Origin of the sequence: Mycolicibacterium nivoides (assembly GCF_003855255.1) — a bacterium.
Taxonomy (GTDB): domain Bacteria; phylum Actinomycetota; class Actinomycetes; order Mycobacteriales; family Mycobacteriaceae; genus Mycobacterium; species Mycobacterium nivoides.
The window spans coordinates 3,536,429-3,560,003 of record NZ_CP034072.1 but is presented as its reverse complement, the minus strand read 5'-3'; the positions used below and the strand labels follow the sequence as shown (position 1 = coordinate 3,560,003).

Below are 23,575 nucleotides of genomic sequence, written 5' to 3'. Positions count from 1 at the left end.
CGTGCCCGCCGAACCCGCAGACGATCAGCGCATGTGGCTGTCGGTGGACCTCGTGGCGATCACCGACGATCCGGACGACCCGGCCCTGGTGCTCTACCGCCGTGAACGTGACCCCCACGCCGGGCAGCTGTCGCTGCCCGGCGCGGTGATGGATCCGGCCCGGGGACAGACGGTCGCGCAGACGGCTACGTGGATCGCCGCCGATCGGGCGCATGCCCAGGTGCTCAGCGGCACTGAGCCTTTCCCGATCACCGTCGTCTCCGATCCCGGCCGCGACGAGCGTGGTCACACCGTGTCGCTGGTGTGTCTGGCTCGGTTGCACACTCCTGAGCCCGCTGCGGACGCAGTGCTGGTTCGGGCCGAAGACCCCATCCCGGCGGCGATGCCGTTCGGCCACGGTCCGATGCTCGCCGCAGCCGCGGGGCGGGCGTTCGACGGGCTGTTCACCGACAGCGCGGTGGCTCGTGCGCTGGTGTCGGCCGACGCTGAACAGGGAATCACCGGGGCTGGGCTGTGGTCCACGTTGCGGCTGTTGCACCACCTGGCCGGGCGGGACCCCGAGCAGGCACCCACTGCCGAGGCGGTGCGCCGCCGTCGGTCGCGGACGACGGTGCTGGTGCCGGGTGGCAAGGTGGCGGCGGTGACCCGGCCCGAGACGGTTTATGTGAGTACCGTGCCCGGCTGACGCCGCCGCCACATCCGCCAGATCGGTAACATCGACCCCATTGGCAACGACATTCACAAGCGTCGCAGCCGTTAGGGGTGAGATGCGTAACTGCCTGAGGATTCTCGTCATTGCGCTGGCGTGCGTACTGACGCCGACCGTCGGCCCGGTGACCGCACACGCCGTCCCACCCGTGGCGGGCAAGGATTTCACCAAACCCGCCATCGTCATCCTCGGCTACGGGCTCAAGCCCGACGGCTCGATGCGGGCCATCCTGTATCACCGCGTCCTCACCGGCCTGGCGATCGCCCAGGCGTTTCCGCAGGCTCCCGTCATCGTCACCGGCGGCAACCCGCAGAACGGTCAAACCGAGGCCGCGCAGATGCGCAATCTGCTTGTCATGCTTGGCCTTCCGGCCAGCCGCATCATCGTGGAGGACCGGGCCAACAGCACCGTGCAGAACGCGCAGTTCTCGGTTCCGCTGGCGAAGAAGGCGGGTGCCACGGGCATCATCGTGGTGACGTCCTCGACACATCAGGGCCGCGCCGACCAGAACTTCGCCGATGCCGGTGGCACTGTGCTGGCCACGGTGAGCTTCCCCGACGGCAATCCGTCGGTGAACATCGCCCAATTCGTGCGTGATGTGCTCAGCCCATTGACGCCGATCGGCTGACCGCGGGAGTTACGCTGCCGGTATGCGCCGGATGGTGATCGGTCTCTGCGCATTGGCGGTGGTGTTCGCGCCGTCGGTGAATGCTGAACCGGCAGCCCTTGACCCGACCGGGAATCGGTCGGGCGGGCCGGTCCCCACGGTCAACGGGGTGCCGTGCGTCGGAGGCAACCTCGGCGTCTGCTTGAGTTTCCGGCAGAACCGCCCCCCGGCTGCCAGCCCGGGCGCTCGATCGGTCGTCGGGCACAGCCCGACCGTGCGCCGCTGATCGGCATTACGATGACAGCCCGAGATGAACAGTCCCACGACGTCGGTTGAGGCCGACAAGAGCGCGTTCCGGTCGCGCCTGCTCGACGCCATGAACGAATCGATCGTCGAAGACGGCTATCAGAACACCACGGTCGCCGACATCGTGCGGCGGGCCAAGACGTCCCGCCGCACCTTCTACGAACACTTCGCGAGCCGCGAGGATTGCTTTGTCGCACTGCTGACCAGTGTGAATACCAAGCATGTGCGCGAGGTTGCCCGAGGCGTCGACCGGAGTGTTCCCTGGCGGGATCAGGTCCGCCAAGCGGTCGAGGCGTGGATCGCCTCCTATGAGGCCCACCCCGAGCTGATGCTGGCTTGGATCCGCGATCTCCCGACGCTGGGTACCGCGGCGCGGGCGCTTCAGCGTGAGTCGATGGAGAACTTCATCGCGATGGTGCAGGCCCTGACGCAAAGCGAAGTGTTCCGCTCGGCCGGGGTGTCGATCTCGCGGCGTCGCACCATCATGCTGCTCGGCGGGTTGCGGGAACTCATCGCGATCACCGTGGAGAGCGGCGACCAGGTGGGGGAGGTCACCGAGGACGCGGTGCTGGCCTGCACCGCACTGCTGGAACCCCGGGCCTCCTGACGCTCCAGGGCCCTTCCCCTTGCCCTGGCTGGTACCGCGCAGTACCGTGATCGGTACCGCTGGGTACCAGTTAGGGGTGGATATGGGACAGGCCAAACAGAATGTGGTCGACGTCGGCCGTGGAATCCGGTTGTGCTACGAGCAGTTTGGTGATCCCGGTGATCCGCCGGTCGTGCTGATCGCCGGCCTCGGGCAGCAGTTGCACTCCTGGCCGGACGGACTCGTCACGGGCCTGGCTGGCCGTGGCTACCGTGTCACGCGGTTCGACAACCGCGATGTGGGGCGGTCCACGCACATGCCGTTTCCGCCGCCGGGTCCGCTCGCGATCCTGCGGGGCGGCAGCCACGCCGACCAGTACCACCTCGGAGACATGGCGCGCGACACCGTGGGGCTGCTGGACGCGCTCGGCTATGACCGGGCGCACCTGGTCGGGGTGTCGATGGGCGGCATGATCGCCCAGACGGTCACCGCCCACTATCCGGGCCGCGTCGCGACGCTGACCTCGATCATGTCCAACACGGGTGCGCCGCGGATCGGCAGGCCGGCCCCTTCGACGTGGTGGCGGATGGCCACCGCGAGACCACCAAGGTCGCGTGCCGAGGCGATGGACGCCGATGTGAAGATGTTCCGCCATATCGGCTCTCACGGATACCCGTTCGACGAGGCTTGGGTCCGGGAGAAATCCGGGGTCGCCTGGGATCGCGATCCCAGACCGACCGGGGTGGCGCGGCAGCTGGCAGGGATCTTCGCCTCGGGGGACCGCACCGTCGAACTCGGCCAGATCGACGTGCCGACCCTGGTGATCCACGGCGACCGCGATCGCATGGTCAACGCCAGCGGCGGTGCCGCCACCGCGCGGGCCATCCCCGGCGCCCGGCTGGAGACCATCGCCGGCATGGGGCACGATCTGCCCGCCGGAGCATGGGACGCACTGCTGGACCTGATCACCCGGCACACAGCCTCGACCCGTGTCATCGACACCGAACTGAAGGAGCAGCAATGAGTAGGCGCCGTACCATCAGCGGCCGCACCGTGGTCATCACCGGAGCGGCGTCGGGTATCGGTCGTGCTCTGGCGCAGCGGTTGTCGTCGCACTCGTGCCCCGTGGCCATCGCCGATGTCGACGAGACCGGCTTGAAGGAAACCGAGGCAGGTTTGTCCGGCCCGGTACTGACCCGAGTGCTGGACGTGCGCGATGCCGAAGACCAGCGTGCTTTCGCCGGTGAGGTCCGGGCCTGGGCTCCGCAGCCGATCGGCGCAGTCTTCAACAATGCCGGTGTCGCGGTGTCCTCCAGTGTGCTGGATGCTGTGCCTGAGGATGACAACTGGTTGTGGGACATCAACTTTCACGGTGTGGTCAACGGCACCCGGGCATTCCTGCCGACCCTGGTGGAGCAGGGCGAAGGGGTCGTCGTGAACACCTCCAGTGTGTTCGGATTGGTCGGGATGCCGAACCAAAGTGCCTACTGTTCAGCCAAGTTCGCGGTGCGCGGGTTCACTGACTCGCTGCGCCAAGAGTTGCGCGGAACCGGGGTGACGGCGGTCAATGTCCACCCCGGCGGCATCAACACCAACATCGTGCGCAATGCCCGGTTCCGCAAGGATCCCGAAGGTCGCGGCCGTACTCACGACCAGATGGCCGAGGAGTTCGCCGCCATCACCATGACCCAACCCGACAAGGCGGCCGAGATCATTCACCGCGGGGTCGAGGCGGGTAAGGCCCGGGTTCTGATCGGCCCGGACGCGTACGCATTCGACATGCTGGCCCGCATCGCGCCCACCCGCTACTACGACGTGCTGGGGTGGGCCCAATCCCGGCTGCGTGGCCGCGCCGAGGCTCAGGCGGCGCGGTAACACGCAACCCGCTGCTTCAGCTGACCGCGACCTCGGCCTGCTGGTGACGGCGTTGGCGCTCGATCGTGGCGAAGTAGAAGGCGAACGCGAAGGCGAAGCTGGTGAACAGGCTCGTCACGAAGAACAGCCAGGGATGGCGGATGCCACGTCGCAGTCCGTCGATGATTGTGAACAGCGGCAGCAGAATGACATTGGCGATCGTGTAGTCGGCGCTGGCTGATCCGGCCGCGGGGTTGGTGTACCCGAGCGCGATGAACTCCTGCCAACTTCCCGGTCCCCAGATCGGGTTGCCGTCCGGTTGGGCGTACTGCGCGACGAACTGCATGTTGAAGTACCAGCAGATCGGGATCGAGGCGAGCCCGACGAGGTAGTACGCCAGCTCGACGCGGGACAGCGCCGGCCCGGGTGGGCGCGAGAAGACGTGCGGGTTGAGACGGATCACGAGCGCGACGACGGCCACGCCCAGAATTGCATGAACGATGAGCGACACCATGGCGTGAGCACACTCGCGTTCCGAAGTTTTGTCAATATTGACATTCCGCGTGCCCCGGGGATCCTCGGCCGTGCGGTAACTTCACTGCCATGGCCAGGCCCGCACAAACCGCGCGCAGTGAGCGCACGCGCGAGGCGCTGCGCCAGGCCGCACTGGTCCGGTTCCTCGCCCAGGGCGTCGAGGACACCTCGGCCGAACAGATCGCGGCGGACGCCGGCGTGTCCCTGCGGACCTTCTACCGGCACTTCACGTCCAAACATGATCTGTTGTTCGCCGATTACGACGCGGGTCTGCACTGGTTCCGGGCCGCGCTGGCCGAGCGTCCGGCGACCGAATCGATCCTCGATTCGGTGCAGTCCGCGGTCCTGGCGTTTCCGTACGACGTCGACGCGGTTACCAAGATCGCCAGCATGCGCGCGGTCGAACTCGACCCCGACCGGATCGTGCGGCACATCCGCCAGGTGGAATCCGACTTCGCCGACGCGGTGGCCGAACAGCTGGTGGTACGCCGGGGCCAGGTGCCGCAGGGGGACGACCGGCTGAAGATCGTGGTGACGGCCAGAGCTGTCGCGGCCGCGGTGTTCGGTGCCATGGAGTTGTGGATGGTCGGCGACGAGGCCGGGGAGCGTTCACTGCCCGAACTGGCGCGGATGTGCCGGACCGGGCTGGAAGCGCTGCGAACCGGCCTGGATTGACGGCCTCGGTCAGTCGGCCCCCGATGTTTTGTCATTATTGACAAAACATCGGGTGCAGTGTCAGCCTCGATCGATGGCGGACTACGACGCAATCGTGATCGGCGCCGGGCACAACGGGCTGGCCGCTGCGGCCCTGTTGGCGCGGGCGGGAATGCGCACCCTGTGCCTGGAAGCCAAGAGGTACGCCGGCGGCATGGCCTCCACCGTCGAACTTTTCGACGGCTACCGGTTCGAGATCGCCGGGTCGCTGCAGTTCCCCACCTCGGCGGTGGTCAGCACCGAACTCGGGCTGGACACCTTGCCGACAGTGGACCTGGAGGTCATGTCGGTGTCTCTGCGCGGAATCGGTGACCCGCCGGTCGTCTACTACGCCGACCCGATGAAAATGCTCGGCCACCTCGCTGAGGTCCACGGCGCCGACGCGGTGGCCGGGATGGCCGGCCTGATGGCCTGGAGCCTGGCGCCCACCCGGGCGCTGGGTCGATTCGACGCGGGGCGCCCACCCCGCACACTCGACGAGATGTATGCCTGCGCCACAACGGAATCCGAGCGCGCGGCGATCGATGACCTGCTGTTCGGATCGGTCAGCGAAGTCCTCGACCGGTATCTGCCGGACCGGGACAAGCACGGTGCATTGCGCGGCATGCTGGCCTTCCTGGCGGTCAACACCACCTACCGCGGGCCCGAGACACCGGGCAGCGCAGCTGCTCTCGCCTATGGGCTGGCGGTGCCCGACGAGAACGCCATGCTGATGAAGAAGCTGGTCGGCGGGATCGGCGCCCTGACCGAACACCTGCACACCATGCTCACCGACGCCGGCGGTGAGCTGCGGCTGCGCAGCAGCGTCGATCGCATATCGGTCGACGGCGGCCGGATCACCGGAGTACGGCTGGAGGACGGTACGACGATCACCGCACCCGTCGTGGTGTCGGCGATCGCCCCGGACACCACGGTCACCAAGCTGATCGATCCCGAGGCGCTGCCGTCCGAGGTGCGTGAGCGGTTCACCCACATCGATCACCGCGGAAGCTACCTACAGATGCATTTCGCCCTCGACGGAGCCCCCACCTTCGAGGCTCCCTACGAAATGCTCAACGATCCTGAAATGCAGGCGGCCATCGGCCTTTTCAGTACGCCGGAAGAGCTCCAGCAGCAATGGCAGGATGCCCGCCACGGAATCGTGCCCGCCGATCCCGCGATCGCCTTCCAGATCCCGTCGGCTCACGATCCCACGCTGGCCCCGGCAGGCAAACACGCTGCCTCGGCGTTCGCGCTGTGGTTCCCGGTCGAGGAGTCGGCAACCGGCTACGGTGAGCTGAAGGCCGAGATGGGCCGGCGTGTCATCGAGAAGATCGCCAGGCTGGCACCGGATTTCGAGCGCCGGATCATCCGCCACACCACCTTCACCCCGCGACACATGGGAACCATGTTCGGCGCACCGGGCGGTGACTACTGCCATGGCCTGATCCATCCCGAGCAGATGGGTCCCAACCGTCCCGGCCCCAAAGGGTACGTCGGTCAACCGATTCCCCTTGACGGGCTCTATCTGGGCAGCGCGGGTTGTCACGGCGGCCCGGGTATCACGTTCATCCCCGGCTATAACGCCGCCAAGGCGGTGCTGGGCGACTAGCGGTTGCTCAGTTGGTCGACCCAATCCTTGGGCACGTGCCCCTTGGGTCCGGGCACCGGCTGGTCTTCGGGATGATGCTGGGGCGGCGCGAGGTCGGGACCGTCGTAGTACTGGTTGGTCTCGAAGTTCCAGAACCAGTCCTCGCCCGGCTCGAACGAACGGATGATCGGATGTCCCGTCTCGCGCCAATGCGCCGACGCATGACGCGCCAGCGAATCATCGCAGCACCCGATGTGGCCGCACGCCGCGCAGCGTCGCAGATGCACCCACCAGCCACCTGCCGCGGTGCACTCCGCACATCCGGTTCCGCTGGGTCGAGCAGTGGGATCGACGGCATTGCTCATATTCGTGAGCCTAGCCCCGAGTAATCTCACCGCATGGCAACCAGCGATTCCCGTGAAGTAGTCATCGAGGCAACCCCGCAGGAGATTCTCGACGTTGTCGCCGATGTCGAGGCGACTCCCAGCTGGTCCCCGCAGTACCAGCGCGCCGAGATCCTCGAGACCTACGACGACGGCCGGCCCAAGCAGGTCAAGATGACGGTCAAGGCCGCCGGCCTGACCGACGAGCAGGTGATCGAATACACCTGGAGCGAGAACAAGGTCAGCTGGACACTCGTGCGCGCCGGTCAGCTCAAGGCGCAGGACGCCAGCTACACCCTGACTCCCGCAGGCGACAAGACCAAGGTCCGGTTCGACATCACCATCGATCTGTCGGTGCCGCTGCCGGGCTTCATCCTGAAGCGGACCATGAAGGGCGGCGTGGAGACCGCCACGGAAGGCCTTCGCAAGCAGGTGCTCAAGGTCAAGAAGGGCTGAGCGCCCGGCGTGTTCGCCGTCGATGTCAGCCGGGCTGGTTGGTGCGCACGTCGAAGATGAAATGCTGGCCCTCGTCGAAGGATCCGTCAGGACGCCTTCGCCGATAGAGCAGGTCGACCTTCCCGAATCGAATGCTCACCGTTTCGGTATACGGCTGGACCTCGGCGCCGTTCTGGGTGACGGCAGTGATCGTCACGTCGCTGAGCTTGATCGTCAGATAGTCCTGCTGATTCTCGCCGGCCTTGCGGTGGCTGATCGTCGCCTGCGCGAGATGCCGCCCGGTGGCGCAGGTCAGCAGCAGCGCTGGTGTGGCGCTGTCGATGGTGTGGACGATCTGCAGATCCTGAAACGTCGCCTTGCCCGCACCCCCGCCGCCGCCCGGTGCCGCGGATCCGGTGTTGGCGACGCCCCACGAGAACGACACCACGTCGATCTCGTCCGGATGCCTGGCATCGACCGATTCACCCTTGATGTCACCGATTTTCGCGAAGATTTCTGTGGCCATCGGACGTCTCCCTGTGAGGTCAGCGATTACAACTGCCATTCCATCCGGGTGGGAGCGCCGCGGATAGCGTAGCGGCCTACTCGATTCCGGCGTTTCCAGCCGGACCGCCCGGATCAGCTCGAATTGGCGTCCGAGGCGGACTGTGCCAACTCGGTCAGCAGCGGCGGGATGTCCATCCGGCCCAGCATCACCTCGACGAACACCATGCGGTCGGGAGTGGCCGCCGCCGTCGTCAGCGCGTCGTCCAGTTCGCCGTAGGTGCTGACCCGGAAGGTGAGCGCATCGGGGACGCCGAGTGCCGCGGGCAGTTCGGTCCAGCGCCATCCGGTGATGTCGTTGTATTCGGCTGTGATGCCGTGGATTGCGCGTTCGACGGTGTATCCGTCGTTGTTGACCACCACCACGACGGGTGCCAGGCCCTCGCGGCCGAAGGCCCCCAACTCCTGGATGGTCAACTGGGCGGCGCCGTCACCGATGAGCAACACCGTGCGGCGGTCCCGGTCGGCCAGCCCGGCGCCGAGCGCGGCAGGAAGGGTGTAGCCGATCGAGCCCCACAGAGGTTGGCCGATGAACGTCACCCCGGAGGGCAACCGGTGCCCGGCCATCCCATAGAACGACGTGCCCTGATCGGCGAGCACCACGTTGCCCGGCGTCAGCGCCTCAGAAAGCCTGTCCCACAGGTATTCCTGGGTCAGGGCGGCCTCCTGTGCCGGTGGGTCGGCGTGCGTACGCGTCGGGACCGCAGGCAGAGCCGGTGAGGTGATGCCGCGTTCGGTGAGGATGGCGGTGATGGCGTCGAGTGCGGCCGACATGTCCAGTGGGGCGAACACCTGCCCGGACACCACACTCTGGTTGACGCCGATGTCGATGGTGCGCGCCGGGTCGATACGTTGGCTGAAGAACCCGCTGACCATGTCGGTGAACAACACTCCCGCGGTCACCAGCACGGGCGCGTCCTCGATCGCCTCGCGCACCGAATCCTCGCTGGCCGCACCGGCGTAGATGCCCAGATAGTTCGGCGAGCTCTCGTCGACCAGGCTCTTCCCCCACATCAGCGTCGCGTGGCCGACGGTGTCGGCCGCCAGCAGTGCGCTGAGTTCGTCGACGCAGTCCAGCCGGTGTACCAGGAAGTCGGCGAGCACGGTCAGCCGGTGGTCACCGATCAGCTCGGCGGCCGCCGCGGTGAACATGGAGAGGGCGCGCGGACTCGTGCCACCGGTGTAGCGGGGCAGCGGTGCGGCGGGAGGTTCGGTGGGGAACCGGGCCACATCCGTGGCGATCAGCAGGTAGCCGGGCCGCTTCTGCTCACGGACCTCCGAGAGCACCCGGTCGATCTCGCGGGTCGCCGTCGCGGGCGCGAGATTGGCCTGTGCACAGGTGATCTCGCGGCTCATCCGCAGGAAATGTTCGAAGTCACCGTCGCCGAGGGTGTGGTGCACGATGCGCCGTGCGCCCTGGGAATCCTTCGACGGTGCACCGACGATGTGCACCACCGGGACGTGTTCGGCGTAACTGCCCGCGACCGCGTTGGCAGCTGACAATTCGCCGACCCCGAATGTGGTGACCAGGGCGGCCATCCCGCGCAGCCGGCCGTAGCCGTCGGCCGCGTAGCCGGCGTTGAGCTCGTTGGCGCCACCGATCCAGTTCATCTGCGGGTGAGCCAGGATGTGGTCGAGGAATTCCAGCTGATAGTCGCCGGGGACGCCGAAGACCTCGGTCACCCCGAGTTCCGCGAGGCGGTCCAGCAGATAGTCACCGACGGTGTAGAGGTTTTCGCCCATCCCCTAGTGTGCCTCGCATGACCAACACCGGACCGCTCGCCGGAGTGCGAGTTATCGAACTCGGCGGCATCGGCCCCGGGCCACACGCCGCGATGATGCTGTCGGACCTGGGCGCCGACGTGGTGCGGGTGCGCCGACCGGGTGGCCTGACCATGCCCGCCGAGAACGTCGACCTGCTGCACCGCGGCAAGCGCATCGTCGATCTCGACGTGAAGAGCGAACCCGGCAAGCTGCTGGATCTGGTCGCCAAAGCCGATGTGCTGTTGGACTGTTTCCGGCCCGGCACCTGTGAGCGCCTCGGCATCGGCCCGGCGGAGTGCGAGGCCGTCAACCCGCGGCTGGTCTTCGCCCGGATCACCGGCTGGGGCCAGGACGGGCCGCTGGCCACCACGGCCGGCCACGACATCAACTACCTGTCGCAGACGGGCGCCTTGTCGGCGATCGGTTACCGCGACCGCCCGCCGGTGGCGCCGCTGAACCTCGTCGCCGATTTCGGCGGTGGCTCGATGCTCGTCGTCATCGGTATCGTCACCGCGCTGTACGAGCGGGAGCGTTCCGGCAAGGGCCAGGTCATCGATGCCGCGATGGTCGACGGGGTCAGCATGCTGTCGCAGATGATGTGGACCATGCGGGCCACCGGATCGTTGCGTGACGAACGCGAGTCCTTCCTGCTCGACGGCGGTGCCCCGTACTACCGGACCTACGAGACCTCCGACGGCGGTTACATGGCGGTCGGGTCGATCGAGCCTCAGTTCTTCGCGCAGTTGGTTGCCGGTCTGGGCCTGGACGCCGGCGAGATCCCCGGGCAGTTCGAGCTGGCCCGCTACGACGAGATGCGCGCCATCTTCACCGAGCGGTTCGCCAGTAAGACCCGCGACGAGTGGACCGCGATCTTCGCGGGCACCGACGCCTGCGTGACACCGGTGCTCACCTGGGGCGAGGCGGCCGAGAGTGAGCATCTGCTGGACCGGTCGACGCTGATCACCGTCGACGGTGTCGCGCAGGCCGCTCCGGCTCCGCGGTTCTCCCGGACCGCGCCGGGAACACCAGGCCAACCGCCGCAGTCGAGCACCGACATCGCCGACATCGGCTGGACCTGATTGGCACTTAGAGTCTTTGGTCCCTGGCCATAGTGACGCTCAGCGGCCACGATGAAGGAGTGACTTCCTCGAACGCTCCCGTAGTGGTTGGAATCGACGGCAGTGATGGCGCGCTTGATGCGGCCCGGTGGGCAGGTGCGGTCGCCGCGCGGTTCGGCGTACCGCTGCGCATCGTGCACGCACTACCGTCCGTCGGCCGCAATCTGACGCAGACCGCGGCCGCGTTCACCGCGGCGATGATGTCCTATCAGCGCGACATGGCCGAGGCGTTCCTCAAGGCCGCCGATGAAGCCGTGCGTGGCGATCATCCCGACCTGTCGGTGTCCACGGTCTCGTTCAACGAGCCCGCCGACCAGGTGCTGATCGACGCCAGCGCCGACGCGCGTCTCGTCGTCCTCGGCGGTAAGAAGGTGACCCCGGCCGCGGCGCTGCTGCTCGGGTCGACGGCGCTGTCCGTGGCGACCCGGGCGGCGTGCCCGGTGGTCGCCTTCCGTGGCGAGAAGGTGGCTCCGGGTGACGGCCCCGTCGTCGTCGGGGTCGACGACAGCCCTGCCGCCCAGGCCGCGCTGGAGACGGCATTCGAGTTCGCCGATCAGTTCGGGCTGGCGGTCAACGCCGTGCGCTCGTTGTCTCTGGCGGCACCGGCCGAGACCGGTGTGACCATCCCGCTGCTGATCGACTGGGACGGCATCGAGTCCGCCGAACTGGCCGATCTCACTGAGGTCGTCGACGTCCACAACAAGCGCCACCCGGGCGTCGACGCCAAGTGTTTCGTCGAGCCGGAGTCGCCCGGCAAGGCGCTGCTGAAGCATGTCGGCGACTCGGGACTCGTGGTGGTCGGATCTCGGGGCCGCAACGCCCTGGCCGGTGTGTTCCTCGGGTCGACCAGCCTGAACCTGCTGCACCACAGCCCGGTGCCGGTGCTGATCTGCCGTGCTGAGCCACAAGGAGATTCGCATGAGTGAACATGACGTCCGCCACGGCATCGTCGTCGGGGTCGACGGGTCGCCCTCGTCGGACGCCGCCGTGGCCTGGGCGGCTCGAGCCGCCGTGTTGCGGGGCGTCGGGCTCACTCTGGTGCACGCGCTCCCCGGCGCTGCGTCACCGGTCTGGTTGGATGTCGCGTTGCCCCAGGACTATTGGGATTATCAGGATCAGCGCGGCCAGGAGGTCCTCGACGATGCGCGCCGCGTTGCGGTTGAGACCATCGCCGGCCACCAGGAGCCCCGGATCATCGCGAAGGCGGTTCCCGGGCACGCGGTGGCCACACTGATCGACTACTCGCGGAATGCCGATCTGGTGGTCGTGGGTTCCCGCGGTCTGAGCAAATGGGGTCGCCGGTTGCTCGGCTCGGTCAGCTCGAGCCTCGCGGCTCATGCCCACGGACCGGTCGCGGTGATCCCCGACAACGACCATCCGGCGGACGGGCCCGTTGTGGTCGGTGTCGACGGGTCGCGTGCGTCCGAGTACGCCACCGAAATCGCCTTCGATGAGGCGTCACGCCGCGGTGTGGAGCTCGTGGTGGTGCACACCTGGACCGATCTGAACTTCGAGTTTCCCGACGTGAAGTGGGAAGACCTGAGCTCTGAGGCCGAGCGTGCGCTCGCCGAGCAGTTGGCCGGGTGGTGCGAGCGCTATCCCGATGTGGCGGTGCGACGGGTGGTCATGCCCGACAAGCCGGCCCGGCAGCTGCTGGCCCAGGCCGAAACCGCGCAGCTGGTGGTTGTCGGCAATCGCGGACGCGGTGGTTTCACCGGGTTGCTGCTCGGCTCGGTCAGTTCCGCGGTGGTGCATTCCGCCACCGCTCCGGTGATCGTCGCCCGGCAACCCAGCTAACCGTCCCTGGTTTGCATCGCAGAACCACCGCCATGGGCGGCACGCTTCGCTAGATTCGGAGACGTGGCGGTTCAGGCATCACGCGAGGTGGTCTTCGACGCCTCGCCGGAGGCGATCATGGAGGTGCTCGCCGATGTCGACGCGCTGCCGACCTGGTCTGCGGTGCACCGCAACGTCGAGGTCATCGATCGCTATCCGGACGGCAGGCCCCACCACGTCAAGGCAACGATGCGCTTGCTGGGTATCACGGACAAAGAGCTACTCGAATATCACTGGGGCGACTACTGGATGGTGTGGGATGCCGAACCCAACCTGCAGCAACGCGGGCAGCACATCGAATACAACCTGACACCCGAGGTGGACAAGACGCGGGTCCGGTTCGACATCATCGTCGACCTCGCGATGCCGATCCCGGAGTTCCTCATCAAGCGCGCGAGGAAGATCGTCCTCGACGTCGCCATCGAGCGGTTGCGTCAGCGTGTCATGAGTAGTTCACGCCAGCGGTAGGTCTAGCAGCAGGACCTGCCGTGTCGCGGGTATGGCGCATCGTGAGCAGAACGGAATAGCCCGGACCTCCGCGCCGGTTGGTGCCGGTATGCCGACCGGAGTCGTCCTCACCCTGAACCCGTCCGCCCCCAACGTCGTCGATGCCGCGATCTCACAGGCCCGCACCGCGTACGCGGCCGGGGTCCGTCAGATCTGGCTGGCCCAGCAGTTCGACGTCGACGCCATCACGTTGGCCGCGCTGATCGGGGCCGCGGTGCCCGGTCTCGGCGTGGGCACATCGGTGGTGCCGGTCAATCCCCGTCACCCACTGCTGGTGGCGTCTGCCGCGCAGACGGCGCAGGCCGCGGCGCACGGCAACTTCACGCTGGGACTCGGTCTGGGCTCGCACGCACCTGAGCACCAGGCCTTCGGCACCGTCTGGCCTGATCCGGTGGGCCGGCTACGTGAACACCTGCAGGTGCTGCGGGCGATTTTCGATGAACGCACCGTCGACTTCCACGGCAGCGCGTTCACCGCGAACCCCGAGTGGCCGGTGCACGTGCCCGGTGGTACCCCAGTCCCGGTGTATGTCGCCGCGATGGGGCCGAAAGCCCTTCGGGTGACCGGTGAATTGGCCGATGGAACATTGCCGTATCTCGCCGGGCCGCGCACGGTGGGGGAATTTATCGTCCCGACGATCACCGCGGCGGCTACGGCGGTCGGCCGGCCACAACCCCGGGTGGTGGCCATGGTGCCGGCGCTTGTCGCCGACGACGCGGACGCCGCCCGTAGCGCCGCCGCGCAGCAACTGGCGTTCTACGAGACCATTCCGTCGTATCAGAAAGTCATTGCCCGCGAACAGGTTTCCAGTGTCGCTGAACTGGCGGCCGTCGGGTCGGCGGCGCAAGTTCGCGAGCAGTTGCAGCGCTACCTCGACGCCGGGGCCACCGATGTGGCGCTCAGCCCGATCCGGACCGAGCCGGAGGATCTGGCCGCGCTGTGGGCGGTGGCCGCCACACTGCCCTAGTCGGTGGGTATCCGGTCGCGCATCGCATAGGCGACTGCGACGGCACGCGATGGTTCCTTTGTTCCGCACACATCGACCGCGACGACGATGTTCGATTTGGCGGCCAGGGCTTGGGCGCAGTCCGCCGCGTTGGCCGACGGCGCCGAATCGGACACCGTCAGAACACCTTCCTGCAGTCCTGGCGTACCGAGTGCCCGGGGCTGCATCTCGCCGTGCCGGTTCGCCGAGGCCACCTTTCCCGCGCAGTAGCCCCAGTGATCTTGGACGGAGGCCATGAAATCTTCGGCCTCGGCCGGGTCGGAGAAGGTCATGGCACGTTGCCGCATCCACACCCGACCGGAAGGGCCGTCAGCGGTAAACTGGCGTTCCCGTGTGGCCGGTACGGTCGCCGGATAGGGCGGCAGTGCGGACGGGATCGCCGATGGATCGTCCTCGGGGGCACAACCTTTCGGCGATGTGGAATTGCCGGTGGCCGGTGTGGAATCGGTGTTGGTGTCGGGCCCGGTGGTGTTGAGGCCGACGGCGCCTACCATCGTCTGCGCGGCGTCGGGTCCGATCAGGACGGGTTCGAGGTCGGGCTGCTGAAAGACCCGCACCACCTCCGGGCACTGCCAGTACGGGTCGATGTTGGGTCCCCGCCCGACAGGAGTCGAGTTCACGACACCCGTGATGCGGTGCGTCGCGTCCGGCGCCACCGTGATCGCGTAGCCGCGCTCCCTGGACCACTTGGCCGGCACCAGCACGTAGCGGCCGCCGTGCGCCTCGATGACGCGCAGGCATTGATAGCGATAGACCGGTGGCGCAGCCGGTCCTTCAGCTGGGAGCGTCGTCGTCTTGACCAGGTTGCCCGGGATGCTCAGGGCTTCGGTGGTATCCAATTGTATTGCGGTGTAATCGCCGTCGGCGGCCCACAGCTTGCTCGCGGTGTACGCACCGTTGGCCTTGCCTTGCTCGACGGCATACATATCGGTGATCCAGAACAGTGCCACCACCATCCCGGTGGTAGCCAGTACGAGCAGTGCTCGCTCGGCCAGCTTGGGTAGGCGGCCCAGTGCGCCGAATCCGCCGGTGATGGCCAGCACCCAATAGCCGGCGGTGAGTAACGCGATGCCGGCCACGATCGTGCCCGCCATGTACATGGGTGGGGCGCCTTTGACGACCTTGTCGATCAGGCTGTGCCCGGATACCAGCCAGATGACGGCTGTGGTCAGGCTCACGGCGCCAAGCCCCGCCAACAGCCATGCGATGTTGCGTAGCAACGTGATTCGCCGTCCAGTGGCAGCCCAATGCCGGGCGGCCACAGCCAGAACTGCCACCGCCGCGAGGACGATCAACACGCGCAGTGCCGCGAAGAAGAAGAGACCCACTGTGGTGACGGCGTAGTCGGCCGAGGTGTACCCGAGCATGGACGGGTCCACAGCGAAGTACTTCAGCCGGTTCCGGATGGAGAGCAGGCCGAAGAAATAACACAGGCCGGTGATCAGTGAGGTCGGCGCCACGACCAGCGCTGCCAGGCTCAGCCACCGCTCCGCGGACTGGGTGAGCGACTTCGCTTCGTCGCTCACGTGGGAGGCACCTGCGAGGACGGAGCAGGGACCGGATTCGTGATTGTCGGGGTGGTTGTGGTGGTGGATGGCAGCGTCGTGGTGGTAAGGGTCGTGGTTTCGGTCGGAACTGGAAGCGTCGTTGTGGTGGACGTTGTCGTGCGGGTATACCCACCGGTGCCGTAACCGGTGGTGGTCGGGTCGCTCCATGCGGTGGACGTGGCGCTGCTCGGGGTCGACGACGGCAGCGGCACACTCACACTTGTCGGTGCCTTGGGCGTCTCGTCGGTTTGGTCCTGTTGTCCGCCACAGGCCACCGCGAGCACTGCCGAAGCGGCGATCGCCGTGAGCCCGGCAACGCGTCCAGTCGTCGTCGATCCGAGGTTCATTACGCCTCCCACCAGTGTCTTTTACGATGGTGGCAAATCCGGTGAGGTTGCGCGCGAGTATCGGACTACTCGAATCGCAGACGTCCGTGGCCGAGTCGGGCATACCACTCGATTGCCCGTGGCGTGCGGGAATGGGGCAGCAAAGTGTCGCGATCTGCGGTCGATTCCTTACAAGATGACAACGTGCGGCCTCCGGCTGGGCTGGCAGCATGGCATGCCACACGCCACTTCGTTCAAAGGGGTGAACGCCATGTCCCGCACGCTTTTTGACAGCCGGCCGCCGCTGGAAATCGTTGCGCGACAGGCGATATCCGGTACCGCCGCCACCCGTCCGGCGATGCCTTTCTACCGTTCCCCGCGCAACCTGCCACCGCCCGCCTTCGACGAGTGGAGCTGGCAGCTGCGCGGACTCTGTCGGGACCATCCGGCAGAGGTGTTCTTCCCGGAAGAGGTTCGGGGCCGCCCGCTGCGCAGGCGGGAGGACGCGGCCAAGGCGATCTGCCGGGCCTGCCCGGTGCTGGCCCGGTGCCGCGCGCACGCCCTCTCCGCTCCCGAGCCCTACGGCATCTGGGGTGCGATGACGGCCAGGGAGCGCGCCGTCAAACTGAGCGACAAAGGCTAGGCCCGCAACACGCCCAGCCGGCGGATCGCCTCTTCCATGGTGTCGTCACGCTTGCAGAAAGCGAAGCGCACCAAGTGATTCCACAAGTCCGCATGCGGTGCCTCGGGATCGCAGAATGCCGACATCGGGATCGCGGCCACCCCGGCCTTGTGCGGCAGTTCGGCGCAGAATTGCGTGCTGTCCGAATACCCGAGGGGCCGTGGGTCGGCGCACAGGAAGTACGTCCCGCGGCTGTCGTGCACCTCGAACCCGATGTCGGCCAGGGCGCTGCCAAGCCGATCGCGTTTGGCCTCGAATGACTGGCGCAGGTCGGCCACCCAGCCGTCCTCGTTGTTGAGCGCGTGGGCCACCGCGGGCTGGAACGGGCTACCGCCCACGTAGGTGAGGTACTGCTTGGCTGCGCGCACCCCGGCGATCAGATCGGCAGGTCCGCAGGCCCAGCCGATCTTCCAGCCGGTGACGTTGAACATCTTGGCCGCGCTCGAAATGGTCACCGTGCGCTCCGCCATGCCGGGGTAGCGGGCCAGCGGCAGGTGCTCGACCCCGAACACCAACTGCTCGTACACCTCGTCGGTGATCACCAGCAGGTCGTGCTCGATGGCCAGCGCCGCGATCGCCCGCAACTCGGCATCGGAGGCCACGGCGCCGGTCGGATTGTGCGGGGAGTTGAGGATCAGTGCGCGGGTCTTGGGCGTCACGGCCCGGCGCAAACCTTCGATGTCGATCGCGAACCCGGCGCCATCGGCGACCAGCGGCACGGCCCTACGGACGCACCCGGCCATCGCGATCACGGGGGAGTACGAGTCGTAGAACGGCTCGATCACCAATATCTCCGAGCCCGGCTCGACCAGGCCGAGGACTGACGCGGCGATGGCCTCGGTCGCGCCGACGGTCACCAGTACCTCGGTGTCGGAGTCGTAATCGATGCCGTAGTGGCGCTTGCGCTGCGCGGCGATGGCGTCGCGCAACTCGGGGATGCCGAGGCCGGGCGGGTACTGGTTGTGGCCTTCGGCGATGGCGTTCTGCGCCACCTTGAGCATCTCGGCCGGGCCGTCCTCGTCGGGGAAACCCTGGCCGAGGTTGACCGCGCCCAGGCGGCCGGCCAGCGCAGACATCTCCGCGAAGATGGTCACCGCGTACGGCTGCAGTCTCTGCACGGTCATGCCGTCGACAGTAGATGTGGTTGCCCACCGAGACTGCGGTGAGATCGTGAAATTCGGCGAATCCGCGATCTGGACGCAGGCTGGGTGGTCTGGACGCAGGTTCGGCGATCATGACGCCGGGAATGATTGCCGCACCCTCGACGCTCTAAAGCGGCGTGACCTACAAACTGAACGCCGACGCCGCACTGCTGCAGCCGATCCAGGTCGGCGACACCGCCGCTGCCAACCGTCTGTTCATGGCACCGCTGACGCGTTCGCGCGCCGACGCCGATGGCACCCCGTCACCGCTGGCCGCGCAGTACTACACACAGCGCGCCAGTGCGGGTCTGATCATCAGCGAAGCCACGGCTGTCGCCGAGACCGCCAACGGGGCCTACATGAACACCCCGGGCATCTACACCGACCGCCATCAGCACGGCTGGGCCGAGATCGCCAACTCGGTGCATGCCGCGGGCGGCAAGATGTTCGTTCAGCTGTGGCACGTCGGCCGGATGGCCCACCCCGACATCAGCGGGTTCGAGGCCGTCGCTCCCTCGGCGATCGCGGCCGATGTGGTCACGCACACGCCCGCCGGCAAGAAGGCGCTGGAGACGCCGCGTGCGCTCGACACCGCGGAGATCCCGGTGATCGTCGAGCAGTTCCGGGCCGCCGCGCGCCGCGCGATCGACGCGGGCATGGACGGCGTCGAGATCCACGGCGCCAACGGCTACCTGCTGCACCAGTTCGCGTCCGATGTGGTCAACCAGCGCACCGACGCCTACGGCGGTTCACCGGAGAACCGTGCCCGCCTGGCCGCCGAGGTGGTCGAGGCCGTGGTCGACGAGATCGGCGCAGGCCGGGTCGGGTTGCGCATCTCGCCCGGGAACACCGCCGGCGGCATGCACGAGAACGACACCGTCGGCGCCTACGAGGCGTTGTTGGAGCGCATCGCGCCGCTCGGGCTGGCCTACCTGCACGTGCTCATCGACCCGGCGTCGCGGGCCTTCGGTGTCATCCGCGCCCTCTGGTCGGGGACATTCGTGCTCAACACCGGCCGCGCCAGCGGTACCGACTTCTCCCTGCTGGAGGGTTACGCGCAGTGGGGCGCGATCAGCGCGTACGCGGTGGGGCGGGCGTTCCTGGCCAACCCGGACCTGATCGACCGGCTGATCCTGGGTGCCGAGCTCAACGAGCCCGACATGGCGACGTTCTATGCGCCCGGGCCGGTCGGCTACACCGACTACCCGACGCTGCCGGCGGTCGAGGAGCCCCGCTCCGCGTGACGGCTTCTACTGCACGTTGATTCCGCGGCGAAGGCGGAAAGTGTGGTCAGTCCGTCTCGACCTCGGTCGCGCTAGACAAGTCCTCGATGGCGACCGGCGTCGACCCGGCGAAACGCACGCCGATGCCGAACTCCTCGCCCATTGCGAGGCCGCACTCGGCGAAGCGGATCATCCAGGAACCGTCGGCCCAGATGATCGCCTCGGGCATGCCGAACGGCGCCTCCGGCCCGTCGAGCCGTTCGCGGTCCACCGAGTCGAGCGCCCACGCAGGATCGGTGAACTCGGCGACGAGATAACGCGAAGCGGCGGCTGCGAGCCCGTCGAATCCGGCGATCGCCTCCGCAGCGGAGTCGACGGCCGCATCCGTCGGCGGCCCAGCCGGTTCGATGACGATGCTGACGGTGCGCGGTTCGTCACCGGGCAGAGCGGCCGACCAGCAGGCAAGCTCCTCCGAGAATGGGATGCGGTCGAGCACGGTACCCCGCACCTCGATTTCCTCGGGTAGGTCGTTCATGCGGCGAGTCAACCATAGGGTGATCGGCACCCTCCGGCTGTTGGGAGCGTGATCAGTCACCGGGGTCCGCCTTGTGCAGGAGCACCGGCGAGGATGATGCTGAGCACAGGCCCAACCAACGGGTTGGGCGAGCCTGTTAGGCTGCGGTCAGCGTGCTGCCCACATTCGCTGGGCGGTTCCAAAACCCAACCTGAACCTGGACGCCGATACGGCAGGGGAGCAGACATGTCCGAAGAAGCCTTCATCTACGAGGCGATCCGTACGCCCCGTGGCAAGCAGCGCGGCGGCGCACTCAACGAGATCAAGCCGGTCAACCTGGTTGTCGGTCTGATCGAAGAGATCCGCAGCCGTTACCCCGACCTGGACGAGACGCTGATCAGCGACGTCATCCTGGGCGTGGTTTCCCCGGTCGGCGACCAGGGTGGCGACATCGCCCGCACCGCCGGACTTGTGGCCAAGCTGCCCGAGACCACCGGTGGTTTCCAGCTCAACCGCTTCTGCGCGTCGGGCCTGGAGGCAGTCAACCTGGCCGCCCAGAAGGTTCGTTCCGGCTGGGACGACCTGGTGCTGGCCGGCGGTGTCGAGTCGATGAGCCGCGTCCCGATGGGCTCCGACGGCGGCGCCTGGGCGTCTGACCCGGAGACCAACTACCGCATCGGCTTCGTCCCGCAGGGCATCGGCGCCGACCTGATCGCCACCATCGAGGGCTTCTCCCGCGACGACGTCGACGCCTACGCGGCGCGGTCGCAGGAGCGCGCGGCGGCGGCCTGGTCCGGCGGCTACTTCGCCAAGTCGGTCGTCCCGGTCAAGGATCAAAACGGCCTCGTCGTCCTGGATCACGACGAGCACATGCGCCCCGGCACCACCGCGGCTGACCTGGGCAAGCTGAAGTCCGCGTTCGAGGGCCTTGGCGCGATGGGCGGCTTCGACGACGTGGCGCTGCAGAAGTACCACTACGTCGAGAAGATCAACCACGTCCACACCGGCGGCAACAGCTCGGGCATCGTCGACGGCGCCGGCCTGGTGCTGATCGGGTCTGAGAAGGCCGGCCAGAGCCAGGGTCTCACCCCGCGCGCCCGCGTCGTGGCCACCGCCACCAGCGGCGCCGACCCGGTCATCATGCTGACCGGTCCCACCCCGGCCACCCAGAAGGTGCTGGACCGTGCCGGGCTGACCGTCGATGACATCGACCTGTTCGAGCTCAACGAGGCCTTCGCCTCTGTGGTGCTGAAGTTCCAGAAGGATCTCAACATCCCGGACGAGAAGCTCAACGTCAACGGTGGCGCCATCGCGATGGGCCACCCGCTGGGCGCCACCGGCGCCATGATCACCGGAACCATGGTCGACGAGCTCGAGCGTCGTGGCGCTCGGCGTGCCCTGATCACGCTGTGTATCGGCGGCGGCATGGGCGTGGCCACCATCATCGAGCGCGTCTGAGAGGTCTGAAAAACAATGGCTGAGAACACCATTCAGTGGGACAAGGATGCCGACGGCATCGTCACCCTGACGTTGGACGACCCGACCGGTTCGGCCAACGTGATGAACGAGCACTACAAGGAATCCATGCACAATGCCGTGGAACGCCTTGTTGCCGAGCAGGATTCGATCACCGGTGTGGTCATCACCAGCGCGAAGAAGACCTTCTTCGCCGGTGGCGACCTCAAGGGCATGATGAATATCGGCCCCGACGACGCCGCTGAGGCGTTCGAGATGGTCGAGACCATCAAGGCCGACCTGCGCAAGCTGGAGACCCTGCCCAAGCCTGTCGTGGCCGCCATCAACGGCGCCGCGCTCGGCGGTGGCCTGGAGATCGCGCTGGCGACCAACCACCGCATCGCCGCCGACGTCAAGGGCAGCCAGATCGGTCTGCCCGAGGTCACCCTGGGCCTGCTGCCCGGTGGTGGCGGCGTGGCCCGCACCGTGCGCATGTTCGGTATCCAGAAGGCCTTCATGGAGGTCCTGAGCCAGGGCACCCGGTTCAACCCGGCCAAGGCCAAGGACACCGGTCTGGTCGACGAGCTGGTCGGCTCGGTCGAGGAGCTGATCCCGGCCGCCAAGGCGTGGATCAAGGCCAACCCCGAGGCCCACACCCAGCCGTGGGACGTCAAGGGCTACAAGATCCCCGGTGGCACCCCGTCCAGCCCCGCGCTCGCCGCGATCCTGCCGTCCTTCCCGGCCCTGCTCAAGAAGCAGCTCAAGGGCGCCCCGATGCCCGCACCGCGGGCCATCCTGGACGCCGCTGTCGAGGGCGCGCAGGTCGACTTCGACACCGCCAGCCGCATCGAGAGCCGCTACTTCGTCTCGCTGGTCACCGGCCAGACCGCCAAGAACATGATTCAGGCGTTCTTCCTGGACCTGCAGGCCATCAACGGCGGCGCATCGCGTCCGGAGGGCATCGCCAAGCAGGAGATCAAGAAGATCGGTGTGCTGGGCGCGGGCATGATGGGCGCCGGTATCGCCTACGTGTCGGCCAAGGCCGGCTACGACGTCGTGCTCAAGGACGTCACGCAGGAAGCCGCTGACAAGGGCAAGGCGTACTCGGAGGGCCTGGAGGCCAAGGCACTCAAGCGTGGCAAGACCACCGAGGAGAAGTCCGCGGCGCTGCTCGCCAAGATCACCCCGACCGCCGATCCGCAGGATCTCAAGGGCGTCGACTTCGTGATCGAGGCCGTGTTCGAGAACCAGGAACTCAAGCACAAGGTGTTCCAGGAGATCGAGGACATCGTCGAGCCCAACGCGCTGCTCGGCTCGAACACCTCCACGCTGCCGATCACCGGTCTGGCGACCGGCGTGAAGCGCCAGGAGGACTTCATCGGTATCCACTTCTTCTCGCCGGTCGACAAGATGCCGCTGGTGGAGATCATCAAGGGCGAGAAGACCTCTGACGAGGCCCTGGCCCGGGTGTTCGACTACACGCTGGCCATCCGCAAGACCCCGATCGTGGTCAACGACAGCCGCGGCTTCTTCACCTCGCGTGTGATCGGCACCTTCGTCAACGAGGCGCTGGCCATGCTGGGCGAGGGTGTCGAGCCCGCGTCGATCGAGCAGGCGGGTTCGCAGGCCGGTTACCCGGCTGCGCCGCTGCAGCTGTCGGATGAGCTCAACCTGGAGCTCATGCACAAGATCGCCACGGCATCCCGTAAGGGCGTCGAAGACGAGGGCGGCACCTACGTGCCGCACCCGGCCGAGGCCGTCGTGGAGAAGATGATCGAGCTCGGCCGCCCGTCGCGTCTGAAGGGTGCCGGCTTCTACGAGTACGTCGACGGCAAGCGGACCCAGCTGTGGCCCGGCCTGCGAGAGACCTTCAACTCCGGGTCCTCGCAGCCGCCGCTGCAGGACATGATCGACCGCATGCTGTTCGCCGAGGCGCTGGAGACCCAGAAGTGCATCGACGAGGGCGTGCTCACCTCGACCGCTGACGCGAACATCGGCTCGATCATGGGTATCGGCTTCCCGCCGTACACCGGTGGTTCGGCCCAGTTCATCGTCGGTTACCAGGGCGAGCTCGGCGTCGGCAAGGCGGCGTTCGTCGCCCGCGCCAAGGAGTTGGCCGCCAAGTACGGCGACCGCTTCCTGCCGCCGGCATCGCTCGAGAGCTAAGCGCGAAACGTCAAAAGCCCCCGGCGC

Annotated in this window: 25 protein-coding genes; 17 read left to right on the top strand and 8 right to left on the bottom strand. The window is 67.3% G+C overall.

The genetic code is table 11. The features are described 5' to 3' along the window. The first annotated feature begins 1 nt into the window (after position 1). From EH231_RS17140 to EH231_RS17115, 5 genes are all read left to right on the top strand, one after another. Complete coding sequence (locus EH231_RS17140; protein ID WP_090426728.1) at positions 2–685, top strand: NUDIX hydrolase; 684 nt, start codon at positions 2–4, stop codon at positions 683–685. 82 nt (positions 686–767) lie between these two features. Further along, a complete protein-coding gene (locus tag EH231_RS17135; protein WP_090426730.1) occupies positions 768–1,337 on the top strand; it encodes a YdcF family protein in 570 nt (189 codons plus the stop codon). A gap of 289 nt (positions 1,338–1,626) precedes the next feature. Further along, the gene (locus tag EH231_RS17125; protein WP_090426733.1) at positions 1,627–2,229 is read left to right on the top strand and encodes a TetR/AcrR family transcriptional regulator; all 603 of its coding nucleotides are present in this window, start codon (positions 1,627–1,629) and stop codon (positions 2,227–2,229) included. 82 nt (positions 2,230–2,311) lie between these two features. After that, positions 2,312–3,232, top strand: a complete 921-nt coding sequence (locus EH231_RS17120) for an alpha/beta fold hydrolase (protein WP_090426736.1) — start codon at positions 2,312–2,314, stop codon at positions 3,230–3,232. Continuing rightward, positions 3,229–4,083 (top strand): SDR family NAD(P)-dependent oxidoreductase, encoded by an 855-nt coding sequence (locus EH231_RS17115; protein WP_090426739.1) that lies wholly within the window; start codon positions 3,229–3,231, stop codon positions 4,081–4,083. The genes EH231_RS17120 and EH231_RS17115 overlap by 4 nt, the downstream gene beginning before the upstream one ends. 16 nt (positions 4,084–4,099) lie before the next feature. Here the strand turns inward: EH231_RS17115 and EH231_RS17110 are convergent, their stop codons facing one another. Then, entirely contained in the window at positions 4,100–4,576 is a 477-nt protein-coding gene (locus tag EH231_RS17110) for a DUF2834 domain-containing protein (protein WP_090426742.1), read from the bottom strand. Positions 4,577–4,665: 89 nt separating this feature from the next. Here EH231_RS17110 and EH231_RS17105 point away from each other — a divergent pair, with 89 nt between their 5' ends. Both EH231_RS17105 and EH231_RS17100 read left to right on the top strand, forming a co-directional pair. Further along, complete coding sequence (locus EH231_RS17105; protein WP_090426744.1) at positions 4,666–5,271, top strand: TetR/AcrR family transcriptional regulator; 606 nt, start codon at positions 4,666–4,668, stop codon at positions 5,269–5,271. A 73-nt stretch (positions 5,272–5,344) separates the two neighbouring features. Continuing rightward, entirely contained in the window at positions 5,345–6,901 is a 1,557-nt protein-coding gene (locus EH231_RS17100; RefSeq protein ID WP_090426758.1) for a phytoene desaturase family protein, read from the top strand. On the opposite strand, the gene EH231_RS17095 is transcribed toward EH231_RS17100, so the two are convergent. Next, the gene (locus EH231_RS17095) at positions 6,898–7,245 is read right to left on the bottom strand and encodes a UBP-type zinc finger domain-containing protein (protein ID WP_090426761.1); all 348 of its coding nucleotides are present in this window, start codon (positions 7,243–7,245) and stop codon (positions 6,898–6,900) included. The two genes, EH231_RS17100 and EH231_RS17095, sit on opposite strands and share 4 nt — an antisense overlap. Before the next feature lie 33 nt (positions 7,246–7,278). Between EH231_RS17095 and EH231_RS17090 the strand changes: the two genes are divergently transcribed. Next, the gene (locus tag EH231_RS17090; protein ID WP_044520405.1) at positions 7,279–7,719 is read left to right on the top strand and encodes an SRPBCC family protein; all 441 of its coding nucleotides are present in this window, start codon (positions 7,279–7,281) and stop codon (positions 7,717–7,719) included. Between the two features lie 25 nt (positions 7,720–7,744). Here EH231_RS17090 and EH231_RS17085 read toward each other — a convergent pair whose 3' ends face one another. Together EH231_RS17085 and EH231_RS17080 are read right to left on the bottom strand one after the other, a co-directional pair. Then, a complete protein-coding gene (locus EH231_RS17085) occupies positions 7,745–8,224 on the bottom strand; it encodes an Hcp family type VI secretion system effector (protein ID WP_164480926.1) in 480 nt (159 codons plus the stop codon). Between the two features lie 113 nt (positions 8,225–8,337). Further along, complete coding sequence (locus tag EH231_RS17080) at positions 8,338–10,005, bottom strand: alpha-keto acid decarboxylase family protein (RefSeq protein WP_090426766.1); 1,668 nt, start codon at positions 10,003–10,005, stop codon at positions 8,338–8,340. A gap of 17 nt (positions 10,006–10,022) precedes the next feature. Here EH231_RS17080 and EH231_RS17075 point away from each other — a divergent pair, with 17 nt between their 5' ends. From EH231_RS17075 to EH231_RS17055, 5 genes are all read left to right on the top strand, one after another. Then, positions 10,023–11,105 (top strand): CaiB/BaiF CoA transferase family protein, encoded by a 1,083-nt coding sequence (locus EH231_RS17075; RefSeq protein ID WP_090426769.1) that lies wholly within the window; start codon positions 10,023–10,025, stop codon positions 11,103–11,105. Between the two features lie 59 nt (positions 11,106–11,164). Next, positions 11,165–12,070, top strand: coding sequence for a universal stress protein (locus tag EH231_RS17070; protein WP_090428720.1), 906 nt, complete (start codon positions 11,165–11,167; stop codon positions 12,068–12,070). Further along, on the top strand, positions 12,063–12,941 hold the full coding sequence (locus tag EH231_RS17065; protein WP_090426772.1) for a universal stress protein: 879 nt from the start codon (positions 12,063–12,065) through the stop codon (positions 12,939–12,941). Before EH231_RS17070 ends, EH231_RS17065 begins: the two co-directional genes overlap by 8 nt. 63 nt (positions 12,942–13,004) lie before the next feature. Further along, on the top strand, positions 13,005–13,448 hold the full coding sequence (locus tag EH231_RS17060; protein ID WP_090426775.1) for an SRPBCC family protein: 444 nt from the start codon (positions 13,005–13,007) through the stop codon (positions 13,446–13,448). 88 nt (positions 13,449–13,536) lie between these two features. Beyond that, the gene (locus EH231_RS17055; RefSeq protein WP_090426778.1) at positions 13,537–14,454 is read left to right on the top strand and encodes a TIGR03564 family F420-dependent LLM class oxidoreductase; all 918 of its coding nucleotides are present in this window, start codon (positions 13,537–13,539) and stop codon (positions 14,452–14,454) included. On the opposite strand, the gene EH231_RS17050 is transcribed toward EH231_RS17055, so the two are convergent. Further along, a complete protein-coding gene (locus tag EH231_RS17050; protein ID WP_124712840.1) occupies positions 14,451–16,019 on the bottom strand; it encodes a sensor domain-containing protein in 1,569 nt (522 codons plus the stop codon). The two genes, EH231_RS17055 and EH231_RS17050, sit on opposite strands and share 4 nt — an antisense overlap. Next, complete coding sequence (locus tag EH231_RS17045; RefSeq protein ID WP_124712839.1) at positions 16,016–16,387, bottom strand: hypothetical protein; 372 nt, start codon at positions 16,385–16,387, stop codon at positions 16,016–16,018. Before EH231_RS17045 ends, EH231_RS17050 begins: the two co-directional genes overlap by 4 nt. A gap of 250 nt (positions 16,388–16,637) precedes the next feature. Between EH231_RS17045 and EH231_RS17040 the strand changes: the two genes are divergently transcribed. Continuing rightward, complete coding sequence (locus tag EH231_RS17040; protein ID WP_273545724.1) at positions 16,638–17,009, top strand: WhiB family transcriptional regulator; 372 nt, start codon at positions 16,638–16,640, stop codon at positions 17,007–17,009. On the opposite strand, the gene EH231_RS17035 is transcribed toward EH231_RS17040, so the two are convergent. After that, positions 17,006–18,172 carry a pyridoxal phosphate-dependent aminotransferase gene (locus tag EH231_RS17035; protein ID WP_090426784.1) on the bottom strand — a complete coding sequence of 389 codons (1,167 nt, stop codon included), beginning with the start codon at positions 18,170–18,172 and terminating at the stop codon, positions 17,006–17,008. The genes EH231_RS17040 and EH231_RS17035 overlap by 4 nt on opposite strands. Positions 18,173–18,327: 155 nt before the next feature. Between EH231_RS17035 and EH231_RS17030 the strand changes: the two genes are divergently transcribed. After that, positions 18,328–19,434: an alkene reductase gene (locus EH231_RS17030; protein WP_090426786.1), complete on the top strand. Its 1,107-nt coding sequence runs from the start codon at positions 18,328–18,330 to the stop codon at positions 19,432–19,434. A gap of 46 nt (positions 19,435–19,480) precedes the next feature. Here the strand turns inward: EH231_RS17030 and EH231_RS17025 are convergent, their stop codons facing one another. Next, on the bottom strand, positions 19,481–19,948 hold the full coding sequence (locus EH231_RS17025) for a hypothetical protein (RefSeq protein ID WP_090426788.1): 468 nt from the start codon (positions 19,946–19,948) through the stop codon (positions 19,481–19,483). A gap of 225 nt (positions 19,949–20,173) precedes the next feature. Here EH231_RS17025 and EH231_RS17020 point away from each other — a divergent pair, with 225 nt between their 5' ends. Together EH231_RS17020 and EH231_RS17015 are read left to right on the top strand one after the other, a co-directional pair. Beyond that, positions 20,174–21,385, top strand: coding sequence for an acetyl-CoA C-acetyltransferase (locus tag EH231_RS17020; RefSeq protein ID WP_044520379.1), 1,212 nt, complete (start codon positions 20,174–20,176; stop codon positions 21,383–21,385). Between the two features lie 15 nt (positions 21,386–21,400). Further along, the gene (locus EH231_RS17015; RefSeq protein ID WP_090426790.1) at positions 21,401–23,548 is read left to right on the top strand and encodes a 3-hydroxyacyl-CoA dehydrogenase NAD-binding domain-containing protein; all 2,148 of its coding nucleotides are present in this window, start codon (positions 21,401–21,403) and stop codon (positions 23,546–23,548) included. The last annotated feature ends 27 nt before the right edge of the window (positions 23,549–23,575 follow it).